This window comes from Mycobacterium colombiense (assembly GCF_001672755.1).
Taxonomy (GTDB): Bacteria; Actinomycetota; Actinomycetes; order Mycobacteriales; family Mycobacteriaceae; genus Mycobacterium; species Mycobacterium colombiense_C.
The window spans coordinates 1-26,109 of record NZ_LZKI01000090.1; the positions used below are offsets into that span (position 1 = coordinate 1).

Annotated in this window: 21 protein-coding genes; 8 read left to right on the forward strand and 13 right to left on the reverse strand. The window is 67.6% G+C overall.

The features are described 5' to 3' along the window. The 6 genes from A5708_RS13310 to A5708_RS13335 all read right to left on the reverse strand — a co-directional run. Positions 1-512: PPE family protein (locus A5708_RS13310; protein WP_155766006.1), on the reverse strand; the 512-nt coding region annotated here is incomplete at its 3' end. 332 nt (positions 513-844) lie between these two features. Next, positions 845-2,101 (reverse strand): PPE family protein, encoded by a 1,257-nt coding sequence (locus A5708_RS13315; RefSeq protein WP_065029082.1) that lies wholly within the window; start codon positions 2,099-2,101, stop codon positions 845-847. A 526-nt stretch (positions 2,102-2,627) separates the two neighbouring features. After that, positions 2,628-3,839 carry a PPE family protein gene (locus A5708_RS13320; protein ID WP_065029083.1) on the reverse strand — a complete coding sequence of 404 codons (1,212 nt, stop codon included), beginning with the start codon at positions 3,837-3,839 and terminating at the stop codon, positions 2,628-2,630. A 7-nt stretch (positions 3,840-3,846) separates the two neighbouring features. Beyond that, positions 3,847-4,146 carry a PE family protein gene (locus tag A5708_RS13325; RefSeq protein ID WP_007771425.1) on the reverse strand — a complete coding sequence of 100 codons (300 nt, stop codon included), beginning with the start codon at positions 4,144-4,146 and terminating at the stop codon, positions 3,847-3,849. Positions 4,147-4,223: 77 nt separating this feature from the next. After that, entirely contained in the window at positions 4,224-5,468 is a 1,245-nt protein-coding gene (locus tag A5708_RS13330) for a PPE family protein (RefSeq protein WP_065029084.1), read from the reverse strand. A 483-nt stretch (positions 5,469-5,951) separates the two neighbouring features. Next, positions 5,952-6,146: a ferredoxin gene (locus A5708_RS13335; protein WP_064881146.1), complete on the reverse strand. Its 195-nt coding sequence runs from the start codon at positions 6,144-6,146 to the stop codon at positions 5,952-5,954. Between the two features lie 291 nt (positions 6,147-6,437). Between A5708_RS13335 and A5708_RS13340 the strand changes: the two genes are divergently transcribed. Then, positions 6,438-7,601, forward strand: coding sequence for a cytochrome P450 (locus A5708_RS13340; protein WP_065029085.1), 1,164 nt, complete (start codon positions 6,438-6,440; stop codon positions 7,599-7,601). 34 nt (positions 7,602-7,635) lie between these two features. Here the strand turns inward: A5708_RS13340 and eccCa are convergent, their stop codons facing one another. After that, positions 7,636-11,802, reverse strand: a complete 4,167-nt coding sequence (gene eccCa / locus A5708_RS13345; RefSeq protein WP_065029086.1) for a type VII secretion protein EccCa — start codon at positions 11,800-11,802, stop codon at positions 7,636-7,638. Beyond that, a complete protein-coding gene (gene eccB, locus A5708_RS13350) occupies positions 11,799-13,316 on the reverse strand; it encodes a type VII secretion protein EccB (protein ID WP_065029087.1) in 1,518 nt (505 codons plus the stop codon). The genes eccCa and eccB overlap by 4 nt, the downstream gene beginning before the upstream one ends. Before the next feature lie 425 nt (positions 13,317-13,741). Between eccB and malQ the strand changes: the two genes are divergently transcribed. The 5 genes from malQ to A5708_RS13375 all read left to right on the forward strand — a co-directional run bounded on the left by malQ (position 13,742) and on the right by A5708_RS13375 (position 19,717). After that, the gene (gene malQ / locus A5708_RS13355) at positions 13,742-15,898 is read left to right on the forward strand and encodes a 4-alpha-glucanotransferase (RefSeq protein WP_065029088.1); all 2,157 of its coding nucleotides are present in this window, start codon (positions 13,742-13,744) and stop codon (positions 15,896-15,898) included. Between the two features lie 35 nt (positions 15,899-15,933). Continuing rightward, the gene (locus A5708_RS13360) at positions 15,934-16,815 is read left to right on the forward strand and encodes an LLM class F420-dependent oxidoreductase (protein ID WP_065029089.1); all 882 of its coding nucleotides are present in this window, start codon (positions 15,934-15,936) and stop codon (positions 16,813-16,815) included. Next, entirely contained in the window at positions 16,812-17,282 is a 471-nt protein-coding gene (locus A5708_RS13365) for a nuclear transport factor 2 family protein (protein WP_065029090.1), read from the forward strand. Before A5708_RS13360 ends, A5708_RS13365 begins: the two co-directional genes overlap by 4 nt. A gap of 307 nt (positions 17,283-17,589) precedes the next feature. Further along, on the forward strand, positions 17,590-19,332 hold the full coding sequence (locus A5708_RS13370) for a molybdopterin-dependent oxidoreductase (protein ID WP_065029091.1): 1,743 nt from the start codon (positions 17,590-17,592) through the stop codon (positions 19,330-19,332). Between the two features lie 100 nt (positions 19,333-19,432). After that, positions 19,433-19,717 carry a hypothetical protein gene (locus A5708_RS13375; RefSeq protein ID WP_065029092.1) on the forward strand — a complete coding sequence of 95 codons (285 nt, stop codon included), beginning with the start codon at positions 19,433-19,435 and terminating at the stop codon, positions 19,715-19,717. Between the two features lie 27 nt (positions 19,718-19,744). Here A5708_RS13375 and A5708_RS13380 read toward each other — a convergent pair whose 3' ends face one another. Further along, complete coding sequence (locus tag A5708_RS13380; RefSeq protein WP_196772627.1) at positions 19,745-20,173, reverse strand: SRPBCC family protein; 429 nt, start codon at positions 20,171-20,173, stop codon at positions 19,745-19,747. Between the two features lie 109 nt (positions 20,174-20,282). Then, positions 20,283-20,840, reverse strand: coding sequence for a hypothetical protein (locus A5708_RS13385; RefSeq protein WP_065029094.1), 558 nt, complete (start codon positions 20,838-20,840; stop codon positions 20,283-20,285). A 227-nt stretch (positions 20,841-21,067) separates the two neighbouring features. Between A5708_RS13385 and A5708_RS13390 the strand changes: the two genes are divergently transcribed. After that, a complete protein-coding gene (locus A5708_RS13390) occupies positions 21,068-22,897 on the forward strand; it encodes a DUF4407 domain-containing protein (protein WP_065029095.1) in 1,830 nt (609 codons plus the stop codon). A 43-nt stretch (positions 22,898-22,940) separates the two neighbouring features. On the opposite strand, the gene A5708_RS13395 is transcribed toward A5708_RS13390, so the two are convergent. From A5708_RS13395 to A5708_RS13405, 3 genes are all read right to left on the reverse strand, one after another. Then, the gene (locus A5708_RS13395) at positions 22,941-23,174 is read right to left on the reverse strand and encodes a hypothetical protein (protein WP_065029096.1); all 234 of its coding nucleotides are present in this window, start codon (positions 23,172-23,174) and stop codon (positions 22,941-22,943) included. Then, positions 23,171-23,458, reverse strand: a complete 288-nt coding sequence (locus A5708_RS13400; protein ID WP_064950012.1) for an ANTAR domain-containing protein — start codon at positions 23,456-23,458, stop codon at positions 23,171-23,173. The genes A5708_RS13395 and A5708_RS13400 overlap by 4 nt, the downstream gene beginning before the upstream one ends. Positions 23,459-23,724: 266 nt before the next feature. Then, complete coding sequence (locus A5708_RS13405; protein ID WP_419538327.1) at positions 23,725-24,981, reverse strand: CaiB/BaiF CoA transferase family protein; 1,257 nt, start codon at positions 24,979-24,981, stop codon at positions 23,725-23,727. Between the two features lie 259 nt (positions 24,982-25,240). On the opposite strand from A5708_RS13405, the gene A5708_RS13410 reads away from it, so the two are divergent. Further along, positions 25,241-26,104: a mycofactocin-coupled SDR family oxidoreductase gene (locus A5708_RS13410; RefSeq protein ID WP_065029098.1), complete on the forward strand. Its 864-nt coding sequence runs from the start codon at positions 25,241-25,243 to the stop codon at positions 26,102-26,104. Positions 26,105-26,109: the final 5 nt, after the last annotated feature.

Genomic DNA, 26,109 nt, shown 5'->3' on the forward strand with positions numbered 1-26,109 from the left:
GCCTTCTGGAACTGCGTCACCTTCGTCGCCGACGAGGACTGGCCCGCATAGCTGTACATCGCGCCCGCATCCTGGGCCCAGTACTCGCCGTACTGGGCCTCCAGCTGCGCGATCAGCGGGGTGTTCTGCCCCAGCACGTTGGTCGCCTGCAGCTGCTGCGATTGTGTCCGGTTGGCTGCGATCAGCGGGGGCGGCACCGACGAGGCCAGCGCGGTCTCATACGCCGCGGCCGCCGAACGTGCCTGGGTGGCCGCCTCCTCGGCCTGAGCGGCCGTCGTGGTCAGCCAGGTCACGTACGGTTGGGCCGCTTGCGCCATCGTCGCGGACGCCGTGCCGGTCCACTCCTCGCTGCTCAGCGAGGTGATCACGTTGTCGTAGCTGAGTGCGGCGGAATTGAGTTCGGCCGCCAGCGCGCTCCACGCCGACGCCGCGGCCACAAACGAACCCGACCCCGGACCCGAGTAGATCCGCGCCGAATTGAACTCCGGTGGGAACGCCCCATAATCCACCACGAATATGCCCCTTAACCTGTGATGTTCGAATCGATGCGTCGAGTAGTGAAAGACGTTAATGCGCTGGTGGCCACCGCCATGTCGGTCAGTGGAGTAGCAGCCGCTCGACGCACCGTTGCGCCGGTTGCCAGGGCCGGTCGCGCGATGCCGACCGACTCCCCCGCGAGGGGCCTTGATAGCGGGTGTGAGCTGCGGGAATGGTCGAAGCTCGGCGCCCGTGTGCTGCGCGCGTCGCGGCGGGATGCCGGCGTAGCCGGACGCGCGTGTGTCCAGGTCGGGGATAAAATCCGGCCGCGGCTAAAGGTGAGGTGATACATGCCTGATTCCGCCGCTTATCCGGCCGATGGTGGGCGGGTGAGCACGCTGTAGCGGAAGCCGTACTTGTTGACATAGCCCGCGGCCGCGCCGCGTCGGCCCATCGACCCGACAGGCATGCCCCGCAGCAGACCGTTGGCCGGAGAATTGGCTCCACCGGTCGCCGCGGCCTCGATCGGTGTGGCCTCCTCGGACAGCGCCGCCGGCGTCACCGACGAGGTCAACGTCCCCCAATGCTGAGGCACCGAGAGCAGCCCCACCCGGCCGGCCTGGCCGACCCCCGCCGACACCGCACCCACATGGCCGACACCGCCCAGGTTGCCCAGACCCAGGCTCGCGAACTGCGGCGTGGGGTACCAGGCACCACTGGCACCCGCCGTGCTACCACCGGGACCGAAGACCAACTGCTGGGAGAGCTGCGACCAGAAGCTCGTAATGCCAGTCGAGAAATAGGCAAGACCCGTGGTCTGTTTGAGGAGCACCGTGTAGAAGCTGGGGCTCAGCCCCAGGTAGTTGTTGGTCGGGGTCGGCAACCCGGACTGGGTGAAGTTCTGGATCGCACTCGTGAGCCAGGTGAACGGGCCCGTCTGCGATGTGGTGGTCGTGGTCGACGCCTGGGTCACCGCTTGAGTTGTGCTGGCCGACAACACTTGTGGGCTCGCCAGCTGCGATGTGGTCTGCGCGGTGTTGCCCGCCGGCTCGGCGACGGCCTTGGCAACCGCGGCGGCCTGGTCGGAGTCGGCCTCCGGGGTGGTGGTGTTGGGCGGTGAAGTGAACGGTGTCAGCTCCGAAGCCGCGGCCGACGAGCCGGCGTAGCCGTACATGGCGGCGGCGTCCTGGGCCCACATCTCCATGTACTGCGCCTCGGTGGCCGCGATCGCGGGCGTGTTCTGCCCGAAGAAATTGGTCGCCACCAGGGTCGCCAACAACACTCGATTGGCGGCGATCACCGGTGGTGGCACCGTCATCGCAAACGCCGCCTCAAAGGCCGCCGCCGCCGCCCTGGCCTGGCCCGCGGTCTCCTCGGCCTGCGCGGCCAAGACGCTGAGCCAGCTCACGTACGGCGTGACCGCCGACAGCATCGACGTGGACGCCGGGCCCACCCAGGGCGCGTGAGTCAGTTCCGAGATCACCGACGTGTAACCGCTGGCGGCCGAGCCCAGCTCGGCGCCGAGCCCGTCCCAGGCCGCGGCCGCGGCCATGATCGGACCGGACCCCGGACCCGCGTACATGCGACCGGAGTTGATCTCCGGCGGTAATGCCCCGAAGTCCATGGTTACGAAGCACCGGGCTGGAACGACATGTATCCCCTCGCAGCTGGTCTCTCGGCGGTGACCTTGAAGAATTTGCTTGCTTCGGAAGGCTAGGTGGACACGTGGCCCCATCGCCGCTTCGCGATTCGGCGGTCGCTATGCCGGTGGCAGTTCCGAGAGCGGTGTCCCGTCGCGGCGGCAGGGCCGGGTCGACGTCGGTCGCGCGCCGCCGCCACGGTCACTACCTGCGGGAACACCCGGCTGCAGCCAGCTACGACCCACCGACCGCCCCGGCATCGCGGCCCGTTCCGGGCGGACGGCACCGGCGCGAGGACCCCAGCGCGGGGTAAAAATCCGGCCGCAGATAAAGGCCGCGCCAGGTTCGGTGCGGTGGCCCTGGGCGGCGGCGCGATCTCAGGCGTGAGACCGTTCGCCGCTGTGCGTGACCAGGGCCGACCATCGGGCCGCGGTTGGCACCGGCACGAGAACGCGCCCTGCCCCCGATAATTCCGGGGCAGGGCGCGCTCGAGATCAGTTGGGGCTGGGGCTATCCCGCGAAGGGTGGGCGGGCCATCACGGTGGGCCGGAAGCCGTACTTGGGACCGGCGACTCCATGCCCGGCCGTACCGGCACCGGCCAGTGGCATGCCACCGAGCAGGTTTCCGGGTCCACCGGCCGCCTCCGGAGCGGCGCTGACGCTGCTGACCGGGATCGCACGGCCCAGGACCTGCGTAGGCGGCGCTCCCGACCAGGAGACCGGCACCGACAACTTGCCACCGACGGAAGCCGCGCTGCCCAGGGCCGCCACCGGGTGGGCCGCGGCCGCGCCGCCACCCAGCATGCCGCCCAGGCCACCAAGCCCCGGCAACGCCTTGGCCACCGCCGGGGCCGCCCCACCGAGGGCACCGGTCGACTTGGCGATCTGCGTGAACGTGTTGGCCATACCGGTACTGAAGTACGGCAGACCCTCGGTGTTGTAGAAGAGGCTGGCGAACGGGCTGTAGCCGTTGACCGCCGATCCCAGGCTGGTGGGCAGGGTGGTCTGCCCGGTCAGCAGGAACCAGAGCTCCTGCAAGGGATCCGTCGTGGTCGTGGCGGCCGTCGTCGCGTTGGTCGTGGTGCTCGCCGCCGGCGTGGCCAGCGACTGCAGGGTCTTCGACGTGTTGGTCGCCGTCGAGTTCGCCGACGCGTTGGTGACCGCCGCGGCCTGGTTGGCCTGGCCCGACTGGTTGGTGACTTCGGGCGCCTTCTGGAACTGCGTCACCTTCGTCGCCGACGAGGACTGGCCCGCATAGCTGTACATCGCGCCCGCATCCTGGGCCCAGTACTCGCCGTACTGGGCCTCCAGCTGCGCGATCAGCGGGGTGTTCTGCCCCAGGACGTTGGTCGCCTGCAGCTGCTGCGATTGTGTCCGGTTGGCTGCGATCAGCGGGGGCGGCACCGACGAGGCCAGCGCGGTCTCATACGCCGCGGCCGCCGAACGTGCCTGGGTGGCCGCCTCCTCGGCCTGAGCGGCCGTCGTGGTCATCCATGCGGCGTAGGGAGTCGCCGCTTGGGCCATCGCCGCGGAGGCCGTGCCGGTCCACTCCTCGCTGCTCAGCGCGGTGACCACCTGCTCGTAGCTGAGCGCTGCCGAGTTGAGCTCGGCCGCCAGCGCGCTCCACGCCGACGCCGCGGCCATCAAGGACCCCGACCCCGGACCAGAATAAATTCGCGCCGAATTGAACTCCGGCGGAAACGCTCCGTAATCCAACATCATTGACTCCTTAACCAGTCGCGGCCGCGTTGGCCGCCTCAGTCACCGCGTACGACCCGGAGCTGGTGCTCAGGGTGTTGACAAACATTTCGTGAATCGCCGCCGCCTGTGCGCTGACGGCTTGGTACATCTGCCCGTGCGCGGCGAACTGCGCCGCCGTGAGCGCCGAGACCTCGTCGGCAGCCGCCGGCACCACCCCCGTCGTCGGGGCTGCCGCAGCGGCGTTCTGAGCGCTCAGCGTTGAGCCAATCGTCTGAAGATTGCCCGCTGCGGCGGCAAGCGCCTCGGGCTGCGTGGTCACAAAGGACATCTAGCTTCCTTCCCTTCGGTGGGGCCCGGCGAGCAGTGCGTTGTGTTGACCGTTCATGGCGTTCATCTGGACTTTTCTTATCCGGCGGATGGTGGGCGGGTGAGCACGCTGTAGCGGAAGCCGTACTTGTTGACATAGCCGGCGGCCGCGCCGCGTCGGCCCATCGACCCGACAGGCATGCCCCGCAGCAGACCGTTGGCCGGAGAATTGGCTCCACCGGTCGCCGCGGCCTCGATCGGTGTGGCCTCCTCGGACAGCGCCGCCGGCGTCACCGACGAGGTCAACGTCCCCCAATGCTGAGGCACCGAGAGCAGCCCCACCCGGCCGGCCTGGCCGACCCCCGCCGACACCGCACCCACATGGCCCACACCGCCCAGGTTGCCCAGACCCAGGGCCGCGAACTGCGGCGTGGGGTACCAGGCACCACTGGCACCCGCCGTGCTACCACCGGGACCGAAGACCAACTGCTGGGCCAGCTGCGACCAGAAGGCCACGATGCCGTTGGAGAAATAGCCCAGACCCGAGGTTTGCTTGAGGATCACGGTGTAGAGCGTGGGGTTCAGCCCCAGGTAGTTGTTGGTCGGGGTCGGCAGGCCGGAATTCAAGAAGTCCTGGATCGTGCTCGAGATCAGTCCGGGATTCGAGGTGGCCGCGGTTGTCTGTGTCGCGGCCTGAGTTGTGCTGGCCGACAACACTTGTGGGCTCGCCAGCTGCGACGTGGTCTGTGCGGTGTTGCCCGCCGGCTCGGCGACGGCCTTGGCGACCGCGGCGGCCTGGTCGGAGTCCGCCTCCGGGGTGGTCGTATTGGGCGGCGTGAGGAACGGACTCAGCGTCGAGGCGGCCGCCGACGACGCGGTGTACCCGGCCATAGCGCCGGCGTCTTGCGCCCACATCTCCATGTACTGCGCCTCGGTGGCCGCGATTGCGGGCGTGTTCTGCCCGAAGAAATTGGTCGCCACCAGGGTCGCCAACAACACTCGATTGGCGGCAATCACCGGTGGCGGCACCGTCATCGCAAACGCCGCCTCAAAGGCCGCCGCGGCGGCCCGGCCCTGCCCTGCCGTCTCCTCCGCCTGCGCGGCCATGGTGCTGAGCCAGCTCACGTACGGGGTGATCGCCGAAAGCATCGACATCGATGCCGGTCCTACCCACGGCCCGCTGGTGAGCTCGGTAACCACCGAGTTGTAGCCGCTGGCCGCTACACCCAATTCCGCCGCAATCTCATCCCAGGCGGCGGCCGCGGCCATCATTGGCCCCGACCCCGGACCCGCATACATGCGACCGGAATTGATTTCGGGCGGTAACGCCGCGAAGTCAAACACCGTGTCCTCCTCAGTCGGCCGCGAACGCAGGCGATCTCGGCTGTCACATAGGAATCAGTGGTGGTCGTGGTCACGGCTCTGTAAACGACGCCACCGGGCGGTCACTGCGCCCGCGGGAGTCGCTGCAGGAGCCCCTTCGTCCCCCAACCCCATCAGCCCGGCGGCCCAGTACATGTTGACCAGTTGACTGCGCCCGCAAAGTTGGTGTGTCACCGCACTTCTCGGATGTCTGGTCAGAAACGACATGCACCTTCTGCCTCGGCTAATCTCCCGCTATCAGCAACCGAGCGACAGCTCGCGTGTGCCCGAACTGCCGCCCGCGACTGAGATTAGTTCGTTACGAGGCAAACGCCGACACCCAAAGCCACCTGTTCATCAATGGCCAGCCACTGTTCATTCCCGGTCGGTGGGAGTTCACTAAAGGCAACGGATTGTTCATCATCCGTTTGCTTTTCGCCTGCAGCGCCAGGACAGTATGCGCCGTCAGTCCTCTTCGAGAATGAGTGCCATTTCGGGGCAGGAAGCGACGCCATCGCGAGTCAATTGCTCGTCTTCGGGTGCGACGTCGTGCTCCTCGAGAATCGAATAGCCGGACTCGTCGATGGGGAACAGGTCTGGGTCGACGGCGTAACACTGGGCGTGGCCCACACATTTCGACTGTTCCAGACGAACCCTCACGAGGTTTCCTCCCTAGGCGGCCCGGTCAGGCCGTAACCGGCTCCACGAAATGGCCGGGCTGGCACTTCACGGTTCGATACCCAGGTTAGTCGGTCGGTAAAGTATCGAAGATGTTCGCCAGCCGATTCCGTGCGCCCGAAGCTTCGAATCGGCCCGAGTAGGCGTGTCCGTGTTCCTTTGCCGCGCATGCAATATTGATGTGCCGCCACATGTTGATATCGACGAAGTCCGACGAAGGCGCAATCGCGTCGCCGTTTTCGGGCGAATACAGACAACCGGAGAGCGAAGCGCATGAGCGAAGGCCAGCAGGGCTCGTTCTACCTACCCCGACTTGATTTCGCCACGCTGCCGATGACCGTGGACCGTGGCGTCGGGTGGAAGACGCTGCGCGACGCCGGACCCGTTGTGTTCATGAACGGCCACTACTACATCACCCGGCGCGAAGACGTGCTGGCTGCACTGCGCAACACCAAGGTGTTCTCGTCGACGGTCCTGCAGCCCCCGGGCCACCCACTGCCGGTGCTGCCGCTGGCTTTTGATCCGCCGCAGCACACCCGCTACCGCCAGATTCTGCAGCCATATTTCAGCCCGCACGCGCTGAGCAAGTCGCGCCCGGTGCTGGAGCGCCACGCCGGCGAGATGATCGGCGCCCTGGCCGGCCGCGGCGAGTGCGAGGTGATGGCGGACTTCGCCAACCTGTACCCGTTTCAGGTGTTCCTGGATCTCTACGGCCTGCCGGTCGAGGATCGTGACCGCCTCATCGATTGGAAAGACGCCGTCGTCGGCGAAAAGCCCTTCATCACCCAGAGCGACATCGAGAAGTCCGATCAGCTGCTGCAGTATCTGGCCGACGCCATCGCGCAGCGCCGGCAGAACCCGGGGTCGGACATGCTGTCGAAGGTGATAACGGGCAAGGGCAACTTCACCGACCTCGAACTGCTGGGCATGAGCCACCTGCTGATCCTGGCCGGTTTGGACACGGTGACCGCGGCCATCGGATTCTCGCTGTACGAGTTGGCGCGCAGGCCGCAGCTGCGCAAGGAGCTGCGCGACAATCCAAAGCAGATCAGGGTTTTCATCGAGGAGATCGTCCGACTCGAACCGTCGGCCCCGGTGGCGCCGCGGATCACCACCGAATTCGTCGAAGTCGGCGGCATGACACTGCCGCCGGGCACGTCGGTGCGGCTGTGCATGGCCGCGGTCAATCGCGACGACAGCGACGCGATGTCCACGAACGAGCTCAATATGGACGGGAAAGTCCACCGGCACTGGGGGTTTGGCGGTGGGCCACACCGCTGCCTGGGCTCTCACCTGGCGCGGATCGAACTGACGGTGATCGTCGCCGAATGGCTGTCCCAGATTCCGGATTTCGAGCTGCCCGAGGACTACTCCCCCGAGATCAATTACCCGTCAAAGAGTTTCGCGCTCAAAGCTTTGCCGCTGCGCTGGGGCTGAACCTGATCCGGTCGGCCCCAGCGCAGTGCGCGTCCTACTTGCGGAACTCGGTCGCTGCGACCTGAACGAACACACCGGTGTCCTCGGCCATCAGCAGGCCTCGGCCACGCGGCAGCGGACCACCCTTCATCTTGCCGCGGATGAAGCCCTCGTCGGGGTCGGCGTCCATCACCAGCAGCGGCGCATTCGCCTGGGCCAGTGCCCGCAACATCGGGTCGCTGCCGGCAGAAGACCAACCACCGAACGTCCGCGTGACGATCACGTGCAGGCCGACGTCGGCGGCCCGGGTCACCCACGGCGCGGCCTTGTGTAATGGCGAGTCGAAGCCTGCCGGCAGCTGCTGGATGTCGTCCACGATCAGGAAGATCTCCGGCCCACTCCACCAGTTACGCGACAGCAGCTCTTCGGCGGACAGGCCCGGCGGCGGCTCGCGGCCGGCCAGCACCGCGGCCAGTTCGCCCATCATCGCCTGCACGCCGTCGAGGTTGTAGGCGAACTTCTCCACGTAGTCGGAGCCGAGTGTGGTCAGCAGCTGACGACGCGGGTCCACCAGCCACACCTGGGCCGACGGCTGCCCCGGCGACGGCGTCGGTGCGCTGGTCGCTCCCGGCGCATACAACCGCCCGATCTCGGACATGATGGTGGCCAGCGTCGTGGTACGCCCACATTCGCGACGACCGGTCACCATCAGGTGCGCGTTCTCAGCGAAGTTGAGATACACCGGGGACAGGTCCAATTCCGAGATGGCCCAAGCGATTCCGCCCGCACCGACGCCCTGACGGGTGTCATGCGCGGCGAGCTCGCGGAGCTGTTCCACCCCGAAGATCGCCGGCAGCCGGCGCACCGGCGGAGCCTGAGCGCTCGTGATGCGGCTGACGGCTTCGACGATGCTGTTTGACTCGAACCGGTTGTCGGGCGTGCTGGCCAGCGCGGGACGCGCCACCAACGTATGCAGGCCGGACTGCGGGTCGGCGTCGAGGCGGACGTAGTTGACCGCGACCATGCCGCGGCCCGGCTTGACCGGAACGTCCTTGGCGAAGCGTGAACGCACCAGCTTCGCGTCCTCCACGGCGGCCAGCCGCAGCTCGACCCGCGAGCCGAAACCGCTGCGCACCGGCGGCCGCAGCTCCGATTCGCGATCGGCGGTGACCACCACGTGCACGCCGAACGACGGGCCCTGGTTGATGATCACGTTGACCTGCTCGATCAGCACCTCGTTCTCTTCGGCCAGCGCCCGGTAGTTGTCCACCACCAGGTAGACGTCGCCGAAGCCGTCGTTGGGGACCGGACCCGGCTCGTTGCCGAACTTGCGCCGCCGGAACACCTCCATCGAGGCGATCCCGTACTCGAGGAAGCTGCGCTTGCGCTCCCGCACCAGCGCCAGCAGCTCGGCCACCGTGCGGCGCACGCCGTAGGGGTCGGTCGGGCCGGCCACCTCACCGACATGGGGCAGCCGGGCGACGGTGGTCAGCGCGGTGCTGCTGTAAGCCAGGCAGTAGAACTGGATCTGCTCGGGCGTGTGGGTCAGCGCCGCCGAGCAGATCAGGGTCTGCAACGCGGTCGTCTTACCCGAACCACCGGCACCCAGGATCAGAACGTTGGCACCGGGCCCCGACGTGTCGACCGTCCACGGCGGCTGGTCGTGCTTGAAGGGACGGTCGATGATGCCGATCGGGAAGACCAGATTCTGCGCGGTGCCGTAGTCCTGCTGCCAGGGGTGGCCGAGGAACCGGTCCACCAGTTCGTCGATGGCGACGGGCTGGTTCAGCGGCGGCTGCCACAGCCGGTACGGCTGGAAGTCGATCTTGCGCAGCTGGTCGATGATGACCGTGCCGACCTTGGGCGTCCGGATCCCTTCGGAGTCGTCGTCCTCGGCCGCCTCGATCGGAAGTGCGTCACCATCGGCGGGAATGGCGGGGGCGGTCACCTCCGGTCCCCCGACGCTGACTTCCAGCGGGGTGAACGAGTTGGTGAACAGTTGCGGACGGACGTAGTCGATGCTGTGCACCAGCGCCGGCGCTTCGTCCCCGTCGTCGGTGAGGCCGCGCGGGAAGTAGTCCCGCCACAGGAATTCGGCCTGGAACCGGGTGATGTCTTCCAGGCTGCGGCGGAAGTAGCCCAGACCGGCCTGCGCGGGCAGGTTGACCGCGTTCGGCACACCGGCCGCCTGCGCCGCACCGGCGGTGCGCGCCTTCAGCACCAACCGGTAACCCATGTTCTCCATGAGCTTTTCGGCGCGGCTCTCGATGGTCTGCGACGCCATCATCAGGTGGATCCAGTACGCGCGACCCTGACGGCCGATGGAGTCGAGGACGTCGACCGCGGTCGGCATGATGCGGAACCACTCGTAGAACTCGTCGATGACGACCACGAGCATCGGCAGTGGCGCCATGTCCTGGCCGCGTGCCCGCATCCGGCCGCGCACCGAGTTGTATTCCTTGGCGTCGTCGACACCGGCGCTGTCGCAGATCGCCTTGCGGCGGGCGATCTCACCCCACAGCGCGTCCAGGAAGCGCTCCATCAACGCCTGGTCTTCTTCCAGGTCGGTGATGATCCGGGATACGTGCGGCACGCCGGCGAACGGCTTGACCGCCGACCCACCCTTGAGGTCGGCCAGCACGAACTGCAGCTCCTCCGGCGGGTGGCTGAGCATCAGCGACTCAATCACGGTTCGCACCAGGGTCGATTTACCCGAACCGGTCGTACCGGACATGACGCCGTGCGGGCCGTCGCCGCCCTCGTCCAGCGACTTCATGTCCAGGAACAGCAGCTCGCCGTTGTCGGAGCGGACACCGAACGGCGCGCGCAACCGGGACCGGCCCATCGAGTCGTTGCGGCTACCCCACAGCGCCTCGAAGTCGATGCGGCCCGGATCGTCGATTCCGTAGTAGGCCATGATGTCTCGGGCGCCGATGTGCGCCACCCGCTGGCCGATCTCCTCGTACGCCTCGGCCAGCCGCCAGCGCGCCAGCTTCTGCGCGAACTCCTCGGCCTCGACGGTGCTGATGTGGTCGGTGAGGGCGAAGAACCAGGGTTTCTCGTCGATGACCATCCAGGTGTCGCGGTCACGGGGCAGCGCCTCGATCACACCCTTCTCGTCGAACCGCAGCGTGCGCTCCGGAACCGCGCTCCACATCGCGGAACCGGTCAGGTCGAAGAACGTCACCCCGTCGACGCCCTCGCCGCTGATCACATACTCCCATTGCGGGTCGACGGCGTCGGCGATGATCACGGTGTGCGGGGTCGGCGTCTGAGCCGACGAACTCGCGTGCCGCGGCGTGAAAGAGCCACGGCCGGCGAACAATTCGGCCTGCTCGGCGGCGAACTCGCGCACCGAGCTGTAGACCATTCGCGCGTTGCCGGCGGCGTCCTGGCGGCGCGGGTCACCGAAGTGCGGCAGCCACTTCACCCAGTCCCACTCGTCCAGGTTCGAACTGACCACGATCATGCGCATGTGGTCGGGCCCGTGCGAGAACGCCAGCTGGCAGATGATCGCCCGCATCAGTCCCACCGCCTGCTCGCGATCCCCGGCCAGCGAGTACCAGGGCTCGACCAACACCGAGATCATCTTGGGCAGGTTGTAGACGACGCTTTGGTAACGCCCGAATTCCTGAAGCGCCTTACCGGTCACCGGCTCCAGCTCGATGTCGGTCGGCATGTTCTGGGGCTCACCCCAGGTCACCTCGGGACGCGTCATACCGACGCCGACGCGGACCACCCCGAAGTTCAGGTCCTTGCCGTCGGGCTTGCGTTCCCACATCCGCGACGACCCGACCGCGGCGGCCAGCGTGGTGGGGGCCGGGTGGAACCACCGGTAGTTGGCGTCCATGCTGTCGGCCGACTCGTGGGCGGTCTCGCGCAGCATGTCCAGCATCAGCATGAACTGGGCGCGCATCGAGTCCAGCTTGGGCCGGCTCATCTGCTGCTGGCCGCCGAACCGGCCGCCGAACATCATCATCGCGACGCCACCGATCATGAAGATCGGGAAGATCGATCCGGCGCCGCCGAACACGTGCGAACCGCTGGCGAAGGTCATGGCGACCATACCGATCAGCAGGCCGACCACCACGACGCCGACCACGATCAGCCACCACGGCTTGCCTTCTGGCGGCGGGATGCTCAACGGCGTCGGAAGGACGATGTTCTCCGGCTTGATTACCGGAGGCTTCTCCGGCGTCGGCCGCGCAAATCCACGTTTCACTTCGGTACCGCCAACTCTCCTGGTGACATATCCATCGGTAGCGTGTCGTGCTCCACCAGCGCATCCGCTCGCGACAAGGTCGGCCCCTGCGGCAGCAGCCGCAGCGCCACCCACGGCGCCAGGCCCGGTTTCGTCTTGAGGCCCAACGCTTCTCGTACCTCGCGGGTGTCGTCGACTCCGAACCGGGCACCCGCATCCGTGAGCCACCACAACGATTCGGTCGTCTTGGCTCCGGGGTCGTTTCCGGTGACGGCCACGAAGTTCGCGTAGTCGGGCCCGAAGAAGACCTGGTCGGCTTCGCGGCCGGTGGTGTCGGCCTTGACCAGCGACACCACCTTGGTGACGTCCTTCTGCTCGACCGGAATGGTGGCGCCGGAGATGACCTGGACGCGGGCCCGGTTCTCACCGGAGGTCTTCTGCCACCACCAGCAGGTCGCCGGGTTCTCGCGGATGTCCATCACGTTCAGCGGCGCGTCCGGGTAGGACGACAGATCCAACTTGTTGACCACCGGCATCTTCGCCAGCGCGGACGGTTCCACGGTCACCGGCTTGGTGTTGCCCGGCCCGGCGTTCTGCAGGATCTGGGCCACCAACGGCGGCAGCGTCTGCACACCGTCGGCCAGCACCAATGAATACTGTTGCGGCCCACTGATTTGCGGGGTGACGATCACCGTGCCGATCGGGCCGGGCGCGTTCGGGAACGACGCCCCGGCGCCGGCATTCTGGATCTGCGGCACGGTCAGTTCCGGGCCCACCGGCAGCGCGTCATACAGGGCGCGGCTCATCGGCTTGGCCATGCTGACCTGCTCCGGGGTGAGGCCCAGCGGCAGCAGCACCGACCGGTTCGACCCGTCGATGCGGGAGCGGCGTCCGTCCCGGATCACCCAGGCGTCCCCGCCGTAGTTCAGCACCACCGCGTCCGACCCCGTCAGCACCCGCCGGTGGTTGCCCAGATCGGGGTTGCCGTCGATCACGGTCACCGTCACTCCGGACGGCGCCCCGGCGCCGGTCGAGTTCGCCACGGTGTCGCAGACCAACCAGGAGGAGGCAGAAGGATTGGTCGGGTGGAAGCTGGACGGTGCACCCGGGATGCCGACCATCGGACCGCGCGGCAGGCTGGCGATCTGGTTGGACTTGACCAGGTGCGGGTTGTCCGGGCGGCCGGTGATGAGGCGGGCCGACGCCAGGTTCAGCGCCGGGTACAGCTTGTCGCCGACGCGGACGTACAGCGCGCCCGAGTCGCGGTCGGCGATGATCGGCGACTCGTTGATCTGGCCGGCCGGGCTGATGAAGGAGTAGAGCAGCGCGCCGAGGCAGATCACCAGCGCGGCGGAGATCGATGCCACCACGGCCAGGTTCTGACGCCGTCCGGGCTCGACCTCCATGCGGACGCGCCACCGGGTCAGTGCCATCGCGGTCCGGCGCGCAAGGAATTGGTAGCCGGTCACCTGGGTCCGGGTCGACAACCCGAGGCCGTACCCCGACCCGCGCTGCCCGCGACTCTCTTCCGCCACTTAATTCACCATCCGGTCTACTGATGCGCCTGGATATTGTCCCGCTGAACTGATCCAGCGCGAATTACATGACAACCGTAAGGCACCTGCGCGGACCTCGCCACGCGGCGCCAATGCCATTCACTTCTACATCTCTTTATGCACCCGAAGCCGGCCGCGTTCCCCGCGCCGGAGCCGCCGGCGACGACGGCGGCGACACACGCCATTGAGCTGGCAGTTTCGTTTCCCCCACGGACGAGCGACCGGATCCTTTTCGTCTCCTCGGAGCATCGTAGTGGCCGCGCGGCCTTTCGTCCTGTCGAGCGCACCGAGCCGTTCTCGGGAGAAGTCATAAATGAATGGCAGGCCACCACACAGCAAAGAATGCGCCAACTCGCGCCGGGTCCGAGTCGCAGGGCCGCGAATCCGGGCAGCAAGATGGCGGTATGACTGAACTCGCGCCGTCGCTGATCGAACTCGCCCGGAGGTACGGCATCGCGACGGACTACGAGGACTGGACCGGTAGGCGGGTGCGGGTCTCCGAGACCACGCTGAAGGCCGTGCTGGGTGCCCTCGGCGTCGCGGCCGACAACGAGCAGGAGCGCAATGTCGCGCTGACCGCGAAGCTGCGGGCGCACTGGGCGCGCCGGCTGCCGGCGACCATCGTCGGGCGCACCGGCGAGCCGATCCGGTTCTGGGCGCATGTGACCCACGGCGATCCCGCCGAGGTGTGGTTGCAGCTCGAAGACGGCACGGTGCGCGGCGGTGTCGAACAGGTCGACAACTTCACCCCGCCGTTCGACCTGGACGGCCGCTGGGTGGGCGAGGCCAGCTTTCTGCTGCCCGCCCATCTGCCGCTGGGCTATCACCGGGTGCATTTGCGCTCCGGCGACTCCGAGACCAGCACCGCACTGATCGTCACGCCGGACTGGCTCGGGCTGCCGGAGCGACTCGGTGCCCGGCGCGCATGGGGTCTGGCCGTTCAGCTCTACAGCGTGCGGTCGCGGCAGTCGTGGGGCATCGGCGACCTGACCGATCTGACCGACCTGGCGGTGTGGTCGGCGTCGCGCCACGGCGCCGACTATCTCCTGGTCAATCCCCTGCACGCGGCGGCCCCGACCAAGCCGATGGAGCCGTCGCCGTACCTGCCGACGTCGCGCCGCTTCGTCAACCCGATTTATCTTCACGTCGAGGCGATCCCCGAATTCGCCGACCTGACCAAGCGCAGCAGGGTCCGGCGGCTGCGCTCCGAGGTGCAGCAGCGCGCCGCCCGCGTCGACACCATCGACCGCGACAGCTCATGGGCGGCCAAGCGGGCTGCGCTCAAGCTCCTGCACGAGGAACCGCGGTCGGCGGGACGGGAGCTGTCCTACACCGCGTTCCGCGACCGGGAGGGCCGCGCGCTGGACGACTTCGCCACCTGGTGTGCGCTGGCCGAGAAGTACGGCGGCGACTGGCACTCCTGGCCGGAGGCGCTACAGCACCCGGACGCGCCCGGGGTTGCGGACTTCGTCAAGAAGCATTCGGACACAGTCGATTTCCACCGCTGGCTGCAGTACCAACTCGACGAGCAGCTGGCCGCGGCGCAGTCGCAGGCGATCCGGGCCGGCATGTCGTTGGGCGTCATGCACGACCTGGCCGTCGGCGTGCACCCCAATGGCGCCGACGCCTGGGCGCTGCAGGACGTGATGGCGCTGGGCGTCACCGCGGGCGCGCCGCCGGACGAGTTCAATCAGCTCGGCCAGGATTGGTCCCAACCGCCGTGGCGGCCAGACCGATTGGACGAGCACGAATATCGGCCGTTCCGTGCGCTGATCCGCGCGGTGCTGCGACATGCCGGCGGCGTGCGCATCGACCACATCATCGGGTTGTTCCGGCTCTGGTGGATCCCGCGGGGCGCCTCACCCACCGAAGGCACCTACGTGCGCTACGACCACGAAGCCATGATCGGCATCGTCGCGCTGGAAGCCCATCGCGCCGGCGCGGTCGTCGTCGGGGAGGACCTCGGCACGGTCGAGCCCTGGGTGCGCGACTACCTCTTGCTACGGGGCCTGCTGGGCACCTCGATCCTCTGGTTCGAGCTGGACCGCGACGGGAACGGGGGCCCGCTGCCGGCCGAGCGCTGGCGCGAGTACTGCCTGTCCTCGGTCACCACCCACGACCTGCCTCCGACTGCAGGCTATCTGGCGGGTGACCATGTGCGGCTGCGCGATTCGCTGGGGCTGCTGACCCGTCCCGTCGAAGAGGAGCTCGAGTCCGACCGAACGGAGCTGGCGGCGTGGATGGCCGAGCTGCGCCGGGTCGGATTGCTCGAGGACGGCGAGGAGGACCCCGAGCAGGTCGTGCTGGCGCTGTACCGCTACCTGGGCAGGACGCCGTCGCGGCTGCTGGGCGTGGCGCTGACCGACGCCGTGGGTGACCGCCGGACCCAGAATCAGCCCGGCACCACCGACGAATACCCCAACTGGCGGGTGCCGCTGACGGGCCCCGACGGGACCGCGGTGATGCTCGAGGACGTGTTCACCGATCCGCGCACCGCCACGCTCACCGAAGCCGTGCGCGCCGCGCTCGCGCCCGTCGCCGCCGAAAGCGCGACCCGCTAGTCGCCCCGCCGGGTGCCTTGTTAGCTTCAAAACCCATGAAGGTCTCAGTCGTGGCCCCGGTCGCCGACGGTGTCACTGCGGACCCCGACTGGATGGTGGCCTTCGCGCGCCACCTCGAAGCCTGCGGGTTCGAATCGATCGTCGTCGTCGAGCACACCGTGTTGCTCACCCGCTACGACAGCGTCTACCCCTACGACGACTCCGGTCGCGTCGGACTAACGCCAGACTGCCCCATCCCGGATCCCCTTGACCTGCTTGCGTTTCTTGCCGGCCAGACCAGCCGCCTGGGCCTGGCCACCGGCGTGCTGGTCCTCCCCAACCACCACCCGGTGGTGCTGGCCAAGCGGGCCGCCACCGTCGACACCCTGTCCGGCGGCAGGCTGCGCCTGTGTGTGGGCGTGGGCTGGCTGAAGGAGGAGCTGGCCGCCTGCGATGTGGATTTCGACAGCCGTGGCCGACGGGCCGACGAGCAGCTGTCCGTCATGCGGGAGCTGTGGGCTCAGCGGTCCGGCGGGGCATCGTTCGCGGGCGAATTCTTTAACTTCGAGAATGTCATGAGCTATCCGAAACCCGCTGCGGCGGAACGCCTCCCGATTCATATCGGCGGCCACAGCCGAGCCGCCGCGCGCCGCGCCGGACGCCTCGGCGACGGCTTCCAGCCGCTCGGAGTGACCGGGCCACGTCTCGCGTCGCTGATCGCGCTCATGCGCGACGATGCGGCGGACGCGGGCCGTGATCCGTCGGCGCTGGAGGTGTCGCTGGGCCACGCCGTCGCCAAGATCGATGCCGAGCGCGCGGCCGCCCTCGCCGATCAGGGCGCCGACCGTCTGGTGCTGGCCATGCCGCCCACCACCGACATCGAGCAGGCCAAAGACCTGTTGTCGGCCTGTGCGCAACGGCTGTCCCTGAAATCATGACGCTGTCCGCCGACCAGCGGGCCGCGCTGAGCGATCTGGTGCACCGGTATGCCGCCAGCGTCGATGATCGCGAATTTGAGTTTGTTGCAAGTCTTTTCGCCGCCGACGCGGAACTGGCGGTGCCGGCACCGCCGGCCGATCTGTTGCCGATCCATTCGCATCGCGGCCGCGACGCAATCACCGCCGCGGTCGCGGCCGTCGCCGCCGTCGCCCGCACCGAGCACGCGATCATCGGTGAGGTGTACGACGCGGCCGCGCAACCCGGCACCGCGCGCGGGCGGATCACCTGCGTCGCGCACCATTGGAGCGAGCGCGGCGGCGAGCTGGTGGACGTGGCGTGGCACCTGCGTTACGACGACCAGTATGTGCTGACCGATGCGGGCTGGCGGATCAGCCGCCGGACACTGACGGTCCACGCCATCGAGACCCGCCCGGTGCGCCGGCTGCTGCCGCACGACCCCGCCTAGCGTGTTGGCAGCAGATTATGCGCACACTCACAGCTAAACTCATCGGTTCGTATCTGCGGCACAAATCAGCGCTTTCTTTGGGTAGGTGCGGCTAACACCGTCCGCCCTCGGCCGGATTTTGCGCACACCGGCGCGCGTGCCGTCCATCGCACCCCGTGTGGGCGCCGCGGCGAGGGCCGTCGATCCCGATTGACTCCAATTTATCCAGGTGCATTCGTGTAATTTCGGGCGCGTGACGAACACCGTTGATTCCGCGGGGACCGGTGCAGGGCGAGCAGCGCAGCGCGGCTCGGTATCGACGCTGGCAGTGGGCACACCGCTGACGGTTAATCCGGACTACCGCAACGAGATACACACCGCCGAAGACGTCATCGATGTGGAGCACTACGGTGGCGGCTTCGATCTCACCAGGCGGGCCACCGCCCCGAAGCTGCGCATCGGCCGCGACCGATGGTTCAACCTGCTGTGGCTGATCCCGATCGGGTTTGCCGTGCTGATCGCCGGGATCGCGGTCGGCAAAGGCCTGCACAACGTCCCGGCGGTGCAGTCGTTCATCCACCGCTACCCCGGATCGGACAGCGCCGGCGTACCCCCCGGCCTGCCGGCGTGGATCGGCTGGACGCACTTTTTCAACCTCTTCATGATGATGTTCATCATCAGGACGGGGATCCAGATCCTCTGCGACCATCCCCGGCTTTACTTCAGCCGCAACGCCACCCCGGGTAAGGACGAGTGGCTGCGGGTGGGTCCACCGGTTCCGGACGACGAGCTGTGGACCGCCAACGCCGACACGGTCGCCCTGCCACCGCAGCTGGGGCTGCCCGGCTTCCGGCACTCCATCGGCCTGGCCCGCTGGTGGCACCTGGGCATCGACGTGTTGTGGCTCGTCAACGGGGCCGTCTTCTACGTGCTGTTGTTCGCCACCGGTCAGTGGCGCCACATCGTGCCGATGAGCTGGGACGTTTTCCCGAACGCGGCGTCGGTGGCCATTCAGTACCTGTCGCTGGACTGGCCCACCGACAACGGCTGGGTCGCCTACAACGGCCTGCAGCTGCTGTCCTACTTCACCACCGTTTTCATCGCCGCCCCGGCCGCGCTGATCACCGGTCTGGGCATGTCGCCCGCGCTGTCCCAGCGGGTGCACTGGCTCAGCAAGCGGCTGAGCATTCAGCACGCGCGGTCGCTGCACTTCGTGGTGCTGGTCTACTTCCTGTTCTTCATCCTGGTGCACGTCACCATGGTTCTGACCACCAGCGCGCTGCGAAACCTCAACCACATGTTCGCCTCCCGCGACGACAACAGCTGGATCGGCTTCGGCATCTTCGCCGCGGCCATGGTGCTGACCGCGATCGCCTGGGTTTGGGCCACTCCCTTCACCATTCGCCATCCCCGCGTGGTGCAGCGGGTGGGTTACGCGCTGGTGGGTCCCTTCCAGCGGATGCTCGAGCAGCTGGACCCCAAGCCCGGCGCCTTCACCGAAAAGGACATCTCGCCCCACCACTGGCGCAACGGACGCCTGCCGGAGACCGTCGAGTACAAAGAGCTGGAGCGCGACGACTTCAAGGACTGGCGGCTGCGCGTCTATGGTCTGGTCGAACACCCGATGGAATTCTCGCTCGAGGACCTGATGGCGCTGCCCTACCACGAGCAGATCAGCCAGCACTTCTGCATCCAGGCGTGGTCGGGCGTCGCCAAATGGGGTGGCGTGCAGATGCAAACGATCATGGACATCGTCAAACCGCTCCCCGAAGCGAAATGGGCGGTCTTCTATTCGATGGGGCTGGGCGCCACGGGCGGCATCTACTACAACGCCCACCACATCGGGCAGATGGACCACCATATGACGATGCTGGCCTACAACATGAACGACCAGCAGCTCCCCTACATGCACGGCAGACCGCTGCGGCTGCGCAACGAATTGCAGCACGGCTTCAAACTGGTGAAGTGGATCAAGGGCATTGAGTTCGTCGCCGACTACCACGACATCGGCAGCGGTTATGGCGGCTACAGCGAAGACCACAAGTACTTCGGGCGTCACCAAACACTCTGAGCCGCGGCGCGCGTCACCTCCGCCAAGTCGTTTGTTCGAACGGCCATTCGGGTAGCACCAACACATCGGCCGAAACGGATGTGACAGCAGAGGAGACGCCATGAGGCACGACCCTGTCGACCACGATCGGACCACGGACCGGCATGCGCGCGGATCGGCGCCTGCTGCGGCGCAAGCACCCGGTCTCGCCGTGGTCGCGGCGGCCGCGCTGGCGTTCGCGGTATGCGTGGTGAATTTCGCGCTGGGTCAGGCCGGCGCCGGTGTTGCCGCCGCCATCATCTCGATGCTCGCGTTCGGGGCCGGCCTGTCCTGGCTTGGTATGGACCGCAGGCGAATTCGCGACGCCGAGCGGCAGTGGGTGATCAGGCACCCGGCGCCCCGATAGTGGCGCGGTAGACCGGCTGTAGACCTGCTACTGCAGGGCCGCGAGGTTGTTCACGGACTTTTGCACGTCGGAGCGCAGCACCCGGGCGACCAATCCCCCGACCGGCCCGCTGAGCAAACCGCCGCCGAGATCCGCGGTGAGGTGGAAGGTCGACCCGGGGTGGTCATCGCTGACGGTCATCGCCACCGTGAGGCGGATGCCGCCGCGTCCGCGGCCCTGCAGCTCAATCGCTTTCGGCTCGTCGTACCGGGTGACCTTCCAGTGGATGACGTTGCGAAAGCCCTTGACCTTGACGCACGACGAGACACAGGTGCCTTTCTCGATCTTGTCGGGCACCGGGCCCCGCCACCCGGCGAAAATCGTCATCCACTCTTCGAATCGGTCCAGATCGGACGCCAGCTTCCACGCCGCTTCCGGTTCTACCTGCGATTTCACCGACACATCTACGCGAGCCAAAGTCTTCCTCCCCTGGCGGATCAGAATGCCGTCGCCGCATCTGCCGGCGACGCACACATTCGTGGCTGAGTACCCCGACACCGTCGCGCGTATTCGTGGGCCCGGACGCTCAGGGCCAGGCCTGCTCCAGCTGCTGAGCCACGTCGATGATCTGCGCCGCCTGCGACTGGGGCGCGTCGATCTCGGTGGCGACGTAATGGGCGATGAACCGCCGGATCTCACCATCGACGCCGGCCAGGATCCGCAGCACCTCGCCGCGGATCGACTTGGACGAGACGTTGACGGTGATGTCGGAGGGCCGGGGCTTGGCGACGTCGACGATCAGCAACAGCGGCTCGGCCGCACGCGCGGTCGCGCGCAATTGGATGTCCCCGGAGACCACAAATCGCTGCTTATCGAGCCACAGGTCGACCAGTAGGTCGATCGAGAGCGGAATGTGGATGACGAAGGTGATGCTGTCGCCCAGCCGCCGGGTGACCCGCGGGTCCTGGATCTTGACGTTGGCGCTGACTTTGGCGATCCCGCCCGGCCCCTGCGCTATCGGCTCCATGGCGAACTCGCTGCCGGCGATGTCGGCGAACGCGGCCGCGACCCGCTCGGGGGTGACGGCGACCTCGAAGAACCTGCGGCCAAACTCCTCGTAGGTGACATAATCGTGATTCGTCATAGGCTTATACCGTCTCATGTCACCTGCCGGAACGGTCGCTGATCTGCTCGCGTCGCAGGATTTCCGCGCCGGACACCTCTCGATGAATGCGGCAACCCGATCGGTGCCGGGTAAGCGATCTGCGTCGATCCGACGGGTTTTGTGAAGCGCGCCACAGGCGGGGCGCTTCGATTCGATGTGTCGGGCGGTGGCCTGCAAGGCTTGATGGTGGAGGTGTTTGGATTCTCATGCCCCAGGAAGTAACTGAGCAGCGCACGGACCGGCTGTCGGGCGTGCTCATCTGGCTTGGCGGCGGACACCGGCGCGAGCTGGGTGAGCGTCACGAACGGTCCGCCCATGCGGTCGCGGGCGCGGTCGCGTTGTTGGGCGCGGTGCTGGCCTGGCTTGTCGCGACCCTGGCGATCTGCGGGTCGGCCCGCTGGCCGCTGCCGGTCGTCGTTCCGTTCACCCTCGTCTTCGGCCTGCTCGTCGGCGCCATCACCCGCGGCACGATCCCCGGGCCGGACCGCAGCCGCCCCGGCGTGGTCGGACGCGCCGCGGTGGCGGCCGCGCTGGGCACCGTCGTCGGTGAGCTCGCGGCACTGGTGATTTTGTCCAGCTCCATCGACCATCGGCTCGACGAACGGGCATTGCGCAACGCCGAATCCGCCCCCGCCGTCGCGCAGGCATCGGCGTCGCTACAGCAGACCCGGGATATCCGCGCGGCGCTCGACGCCGCCGTCACGCAGGCCCGGGACCGCCAGGACAAGGCCTTGGTCGTCGCGCGCTGCGAGTACCACCCGACGCCGGGCTGCCCGCAGACCCGGATCACCGGGGATCCCGGGGCCGGACCCGAAACACGCACGGCCAACGACCTTCTCACCGATGCCCAGCACGAACTGGACACCGCGCTGGCGGCCCGAGACAGCCGCGCACCGGACTTGGACGCCACGATTTCGCGGCAGGAGGCGGCGCTGCGCGACGCGCGGGACGCCGTCGTGGCGGAAGCGGGCCGGGGCCTGGGCGCGCGCTGGGTCGCGATGAATGACCTCACCCTCGCCGAGGCCGGGGCAATGAGCCTGCGGGTGCTGACGGTTGCGCTGTGCGTCCTGCTCTACCTGACGCCCCTGATCCTGGGGTTGTGGCGAGGCGAGACAACCCACGATCGCCGCGCCACCTCGCGCGCCGAACGCGAACGCGCCGAACTCGACGCGGACACCGCCATCGCGGTCAAACGGGCCGAGGTGCGCCGCGAGGCCGAAATCCTCTGGGCCGAGCATCAACTCACGCAGGCACGACTCGCCATCGAGGCGCAGATCGAGATCGACCGCGAGCAGCAACGCCGCCGGGTTTCCGAAGCCCTGGACGCTCCGGCGCACGCGCCGTCGCAGCGCGCCTTCGAGCCGGCCGACGACGACGTGTATCTGCCGATCGCCGCCGAGGCCGAGGCGGCCAGCCGGGCCCTAACCCAACTGCCCGCGCCGGAACCGGTCGCCGGGCTGGGTAATGCCCAGACGCCGGACGTTCCGGAGAACCTGCCCGCTCCCCTGCCGCCGGGCGGCGAGGTCGAGGCCCACGAGGAACGGCATGCCCCGTTGATCCCGTCGATTCCGGACGCCACCAAGGCCGCGGCCCGCTGGATTCGCCCGCTGGTGCCGCCGTTCGTGGCGAAGGTGATCGACACCACCACCCAGCCACTGCGTAGCGCGCGCCAGGTGTTCGAAGGCGTCCTCGAAGAGACCGAAGAGATCACGTTCACGCTCAAGCGCAGCCGCAAGGTGACGGTCAACTCCGAGGCCTCGGACACCGAGCTGTCCGGACCGCCCGCGAGCACCGAAACTCCTCCGGCACGAACGGAGTTCGTCACTTCGTCGCGACAGGAACCCGGCAGCCGAGCGCACCGGCGGGTAACCGGTCGCCATGCCCACCCGTCCTTGCCACGACGGGCTGCAGACGATGCGGACCGCTTGTCGGTGGAATCCGCGGAAGGCGGCCGTCGTCGTGCGCTGACGAAGCGGGACGGTCCGCCCGAATTGGATCCGCCGGACGGCCCGCGCCAGCTGCCGCCGCCGAAATAGCCGCGCTACGCGCGGCCGTGCTGCTCCGGTGCGCCGCAGGAGCTCAGCGGAACAGCCTGATCCCGTAGTCGATTTCGGACGCCGGCAGCGTCACCGCACGCCCACGTCGCCAGCGCCGGAAACCCCGTCCCCGCGTCGGCCAGTGCAATCGCAGCCCGAAAACGCCACCCTCCGGGCGCGCTCTCGGGTCGATGTTGCCGTCGATGTTGTTGTAGTTGGCGGCGGCCGGGTTACCCCTCGAAAGCTCGGCCGCCCCAACGCCTTGGCGCGCGCTCAACCGGTCAGAGCGGCGGATTTGAACAGCGGTCCCCACTCGTGGCGGGCCGCGGACTGCGCGTCGACGAAGCTGGGAGTCTTCTCGCCGTCGCCGGCCAGGTGGACGAGCGCCCACGCCATGGCGAATACCGGCACTTTGTGCCGGATTGCCGCGCTGTGCAATTCGTCTAAAGCGGCATCGGAAGGACACCGGCGAAGACCGATGAGGATGCCCCGTGCGGTGTCGAGAATGCGACCGGAGTTCGGTCCGCACGAAGTTTGGGCGGGGACCCAGTTCGTCGTCATGCTGTTGATACCTCCTGCTGCGCCCTAACGAACCCACTACTCGCGTAGCGGCAGGAATCCGTGCGCTTCGTTGCGGCCGCAATCCCCAAAAGGCGCCCTGTGCAATGATTTGCGGATCCAACGCGATGTGCCAGTCCATCATTGACATTGATATCCGGCTGTGACCGTTTCGGAATCGGCCGCTCATCAACAAAATTCGCGACACGTGGTAGCGAAACAGGCCGTGAAACGGCGCGATCAATTGCCGACCGTGTCCACCGGGCTCGCTACAGAATCGCCTTGTCCTCTTTCGCCTTGGCGATGTCGTCCCAGTCGACATCCAGTTCCAGCAGGATCTCTTCGGTGTGTTGCCCGTGCTCCGGAGCACGCGCGGGAGACGGTGGCGTCTCATCGAATTGGACTGGGGCGGCGACGATTCGGTATTTCTCACCGTGATCGTCGACATTGGTGATCACATATCCGTTGGGTTCGACTTGCGGGTCGTTGAGGGTTTCCCGGGGCGTCGCCAGCGCACCCCACACGCCGGGCTCGTCCTCGAGCACCGCCTGCCAGTGTGCGAGGTCGTGACTCGCGAAGGTGTTCGCCAGCAGCTCGGTGGCCGCTGCCGCATTGGCGATCAGGTTGCTGGACGGGACGAATCGCTCGTCGTCGGCCAGTTCCGGCAGGCCCATGCGCGCGCAGAAGCCCGCCCAGAATTTGTCGGGCTGCAGGAACACCAGCTGAATCCACCTGTCGTCTTTCGTCTTGTACCGGTTGACGAGCGGATTGATGGCCAGGCCCGGCGGCGCGCCCGGGATCCCCTCGATATCGAAGAAGTCGGCCGCACATATCGACGGCGCTATCGACCACATCGCCTGCGCCAGCAGCGAAGAGTCGACGATCGTCGGCTCGCCGGTGCGTTCCCGGTGAAACAGCGCGGCGCACACGCCGCCGGCCAGCGTCGCCCCGCCCTGCAGGTCGCCGAAGCCGGGCCCCTGGACCGCGGGCGTCTCGCTGCCGAATGGCGTGAGCGTGTAGGCGACGCCGCCGCGTGCCAGGTACGTCGCCGCATCGAATCCGCCGCGGTCGCGGTCCGGACCGCGGACCCCCAACCCGGTGCCGCGCGCGATGATGATCTTCGGGTTGAACCCGCGGATGTCGTCGACGGTCAGCCGGGCCCGCTCGAGTGCGCCGGGCAGCCAGTTGGTCAAGAACACATCGGCGCTGGCCAGCAGCCGGCCGAACAGCTCCCGACCCGTTTCCGACTTGATGTCGATGCCGATGCTGCGCTTGCCGCGGTTGCCCAGCTCGAGGATGAAATCGGCGTCCGGGCGGGCCGCCTGCCGGGTGAACCCGCCGACGACCAGCGCGCGGCCGGGATCTCCGGTGACGACGCCTTCCACCTTGATGACGTCGGCGCCCCAGTCCGACAGGGCGGCACCGGCGGAGGGCACGTAGGTCCACGATGCCAGCTCGACCACCCGCACACCTCGAAGGACTCCGCCGTGCACGTCAGACATCGCCAACCCCCTCGTCGCGACCATTCCTTGCTATTTTAGATATTCTAGCTAGTCTTGGGCGTAGTGATAGCCCATCTGCAGGTCAGCGCAGTTTTTCGTGGAAGTGATGCGATGGAGCCGACCGAAGGTCGCATTCCGACGCCCGCCGCGGTGACCGCGTGCCGCGGTGCGGCGCGAACGTGCGAGAACTCGATTCAGTTCCGCCGTGATATCAGTCGTGACGACGAATGGCGTTGGGCCCCAATGCGGGTCGTGATGTAAATACGCGGGCGAAGGACGGGCGATGGGCAGAGTGACGGGCAAGGTTGCCGTGATCAGTGGTGCCGCGCGCGGTCAGGGCCGTTCACATGCGCGGATGCTGGCCGCCGAGGGTGCCGACATCATTGCCGTGGACCTCTGCACGGACATCGACACCAATGAGTATCCCCTGGCCCGCCCCGAGGACCTGGACGAAACGGCTCGGTTGGTGGAGAAGGAGGGCCAGCGCGTCCACACCGCGATCGCCGACGTCCGCGACCGCGTCGCCCTGTCCGCGGCCATCGACGAGGGCGTCGCCGAATTCGGGCACCTCGACGTCGTGGTGGCCAACGCCGGCATCTGCCCTCTGACGGCGGGCCTGCCGCCGAAGGCTTTCGCCGACGCGGTGGATGTGGATCTGGTGGGCGTGCTCAACCTCGTCCACGCCAGCCTCAAACACCTGCAGGCCGGCGCATCGATCGTCGTCATCGGTTCCAACGCTGCCTTCATGTCGTCGATGAACACCACCGGCATCGACGGCGGCCCCGGCGGGGCGGGCTATGCCTTCGCGAAATTGGCTGCCGCGCACTATGTCAACGACTTCGCCCTGGCGCTCGCCCCGTTCTCGATCCGGATGAACGCGGTGCATCCCACGAACGTCAACACCGACATGTTGCACAGCCCGCCGATGTACCGCGCCTTCCGGCCAGACCTGAAGGAACCGACCCGCGAGGACGCCGAACCCATCTTCCCGTTCGTCCAGGCGATGCCGATCCCCTACGTCGAGCCCGAGGACATCAGCGAGGCGGTGCTGTTCCTCGCCTCCGACGCCGCCCGCTATATCACCGGCCAGCAACTCCGCGTGGACGGCGGCGGTTTCCTCAAGGTCAAGCCATGGTCGGGCGCATGACCGTG

Coding starts and splice junctions, on each gene's coding strand:
- A5708_RS13405 (WP_419538327.1), bottom strand. CDS start 24,981: ATGGTCGCGACGAGGGGGTTGGCGATGTCTGACGTGCACGGCGGAGTC.
- A5708_RS13360 (WP_065029089.1), top strand. CDS start 15,934: ATGAAGGTCTCAGTCGTGGCCCCGGTCGCCGACGGTGTCACTGCGGAC.
- A5708_RS13320 (WP_065029083.1), bottom strand. CDS start 3,839: ATGATGTTGGATTACGGAGCGTTTCCGCCGGAGTTCAATTCGGCGCGA.
- A5708_RS13390 (WP_065029095.1), top strand. CDS start 21,068: ATGCCCCAGGAAGTAACTGAGCAGCGCACGGACCGGCTGTCGGGCGTG.
- A5708_RS13375 (WP_065029092.1), top strand. CDS start 19,433: ATGAGGCACGACCCTGTCGACCACGATCGGACCACGGACCGGCATGCG.
- A5708_RS13325 (WP_007771425.1), bottom strand. CDS start 4,146: ATGTCCTTTGTGACCACGCAGCCCGAGGCGCTTGCCGCCGCAGCGGGC.
- malQ (WP_065029088.1), top strand. CDS start 13,742: ATGACTGAACTCGCGCCGTCGCTGATCGAACTCGCCCGGAGGTACGGC.
- A5708_RS13365 (WP_065029090.1), top strand. CDS start 16,812: ATGACGCTGTCCGCCGACCAGCGGGCCGCGCTGAGCGATCTGGTGCAC.
- A5708_RS13385 (WP_065029094.1), bottom strand. CDS start 20,840: ATGACGAATCACGATTATGTCACCTACGAGGAGTTTGGCCGCAGGTTC.
- A5708_RS13410 (WP_065029098.1), top strand. CDS start 25,241: ATGGGCAGAGTGACGGGCAAGGTTGCCGTGATCAGTGGTGCCGCGCGC.
- A5708_RS13340 (WP_065029085.1), top strand. CDS start 6,438: ATGAGCGAAGGCCAGCAGGGCTCGTTCTACCTACCCCGACTTGATTTC.
- A5708_RS13315 (WP_065029082.1), bottom strand. CDS start 2,101: ATGGACTTCGGGGCATTACCGCCGGAGATCAACTCCGGTCGCATGTAC.
- A5708_RS13400 (WP_064950012.1), bottom strand. CDS start 23,458: ATGACGACGAACTGGGTCCCCGCCCAAACTTCGTGCGGACCGAACTCC.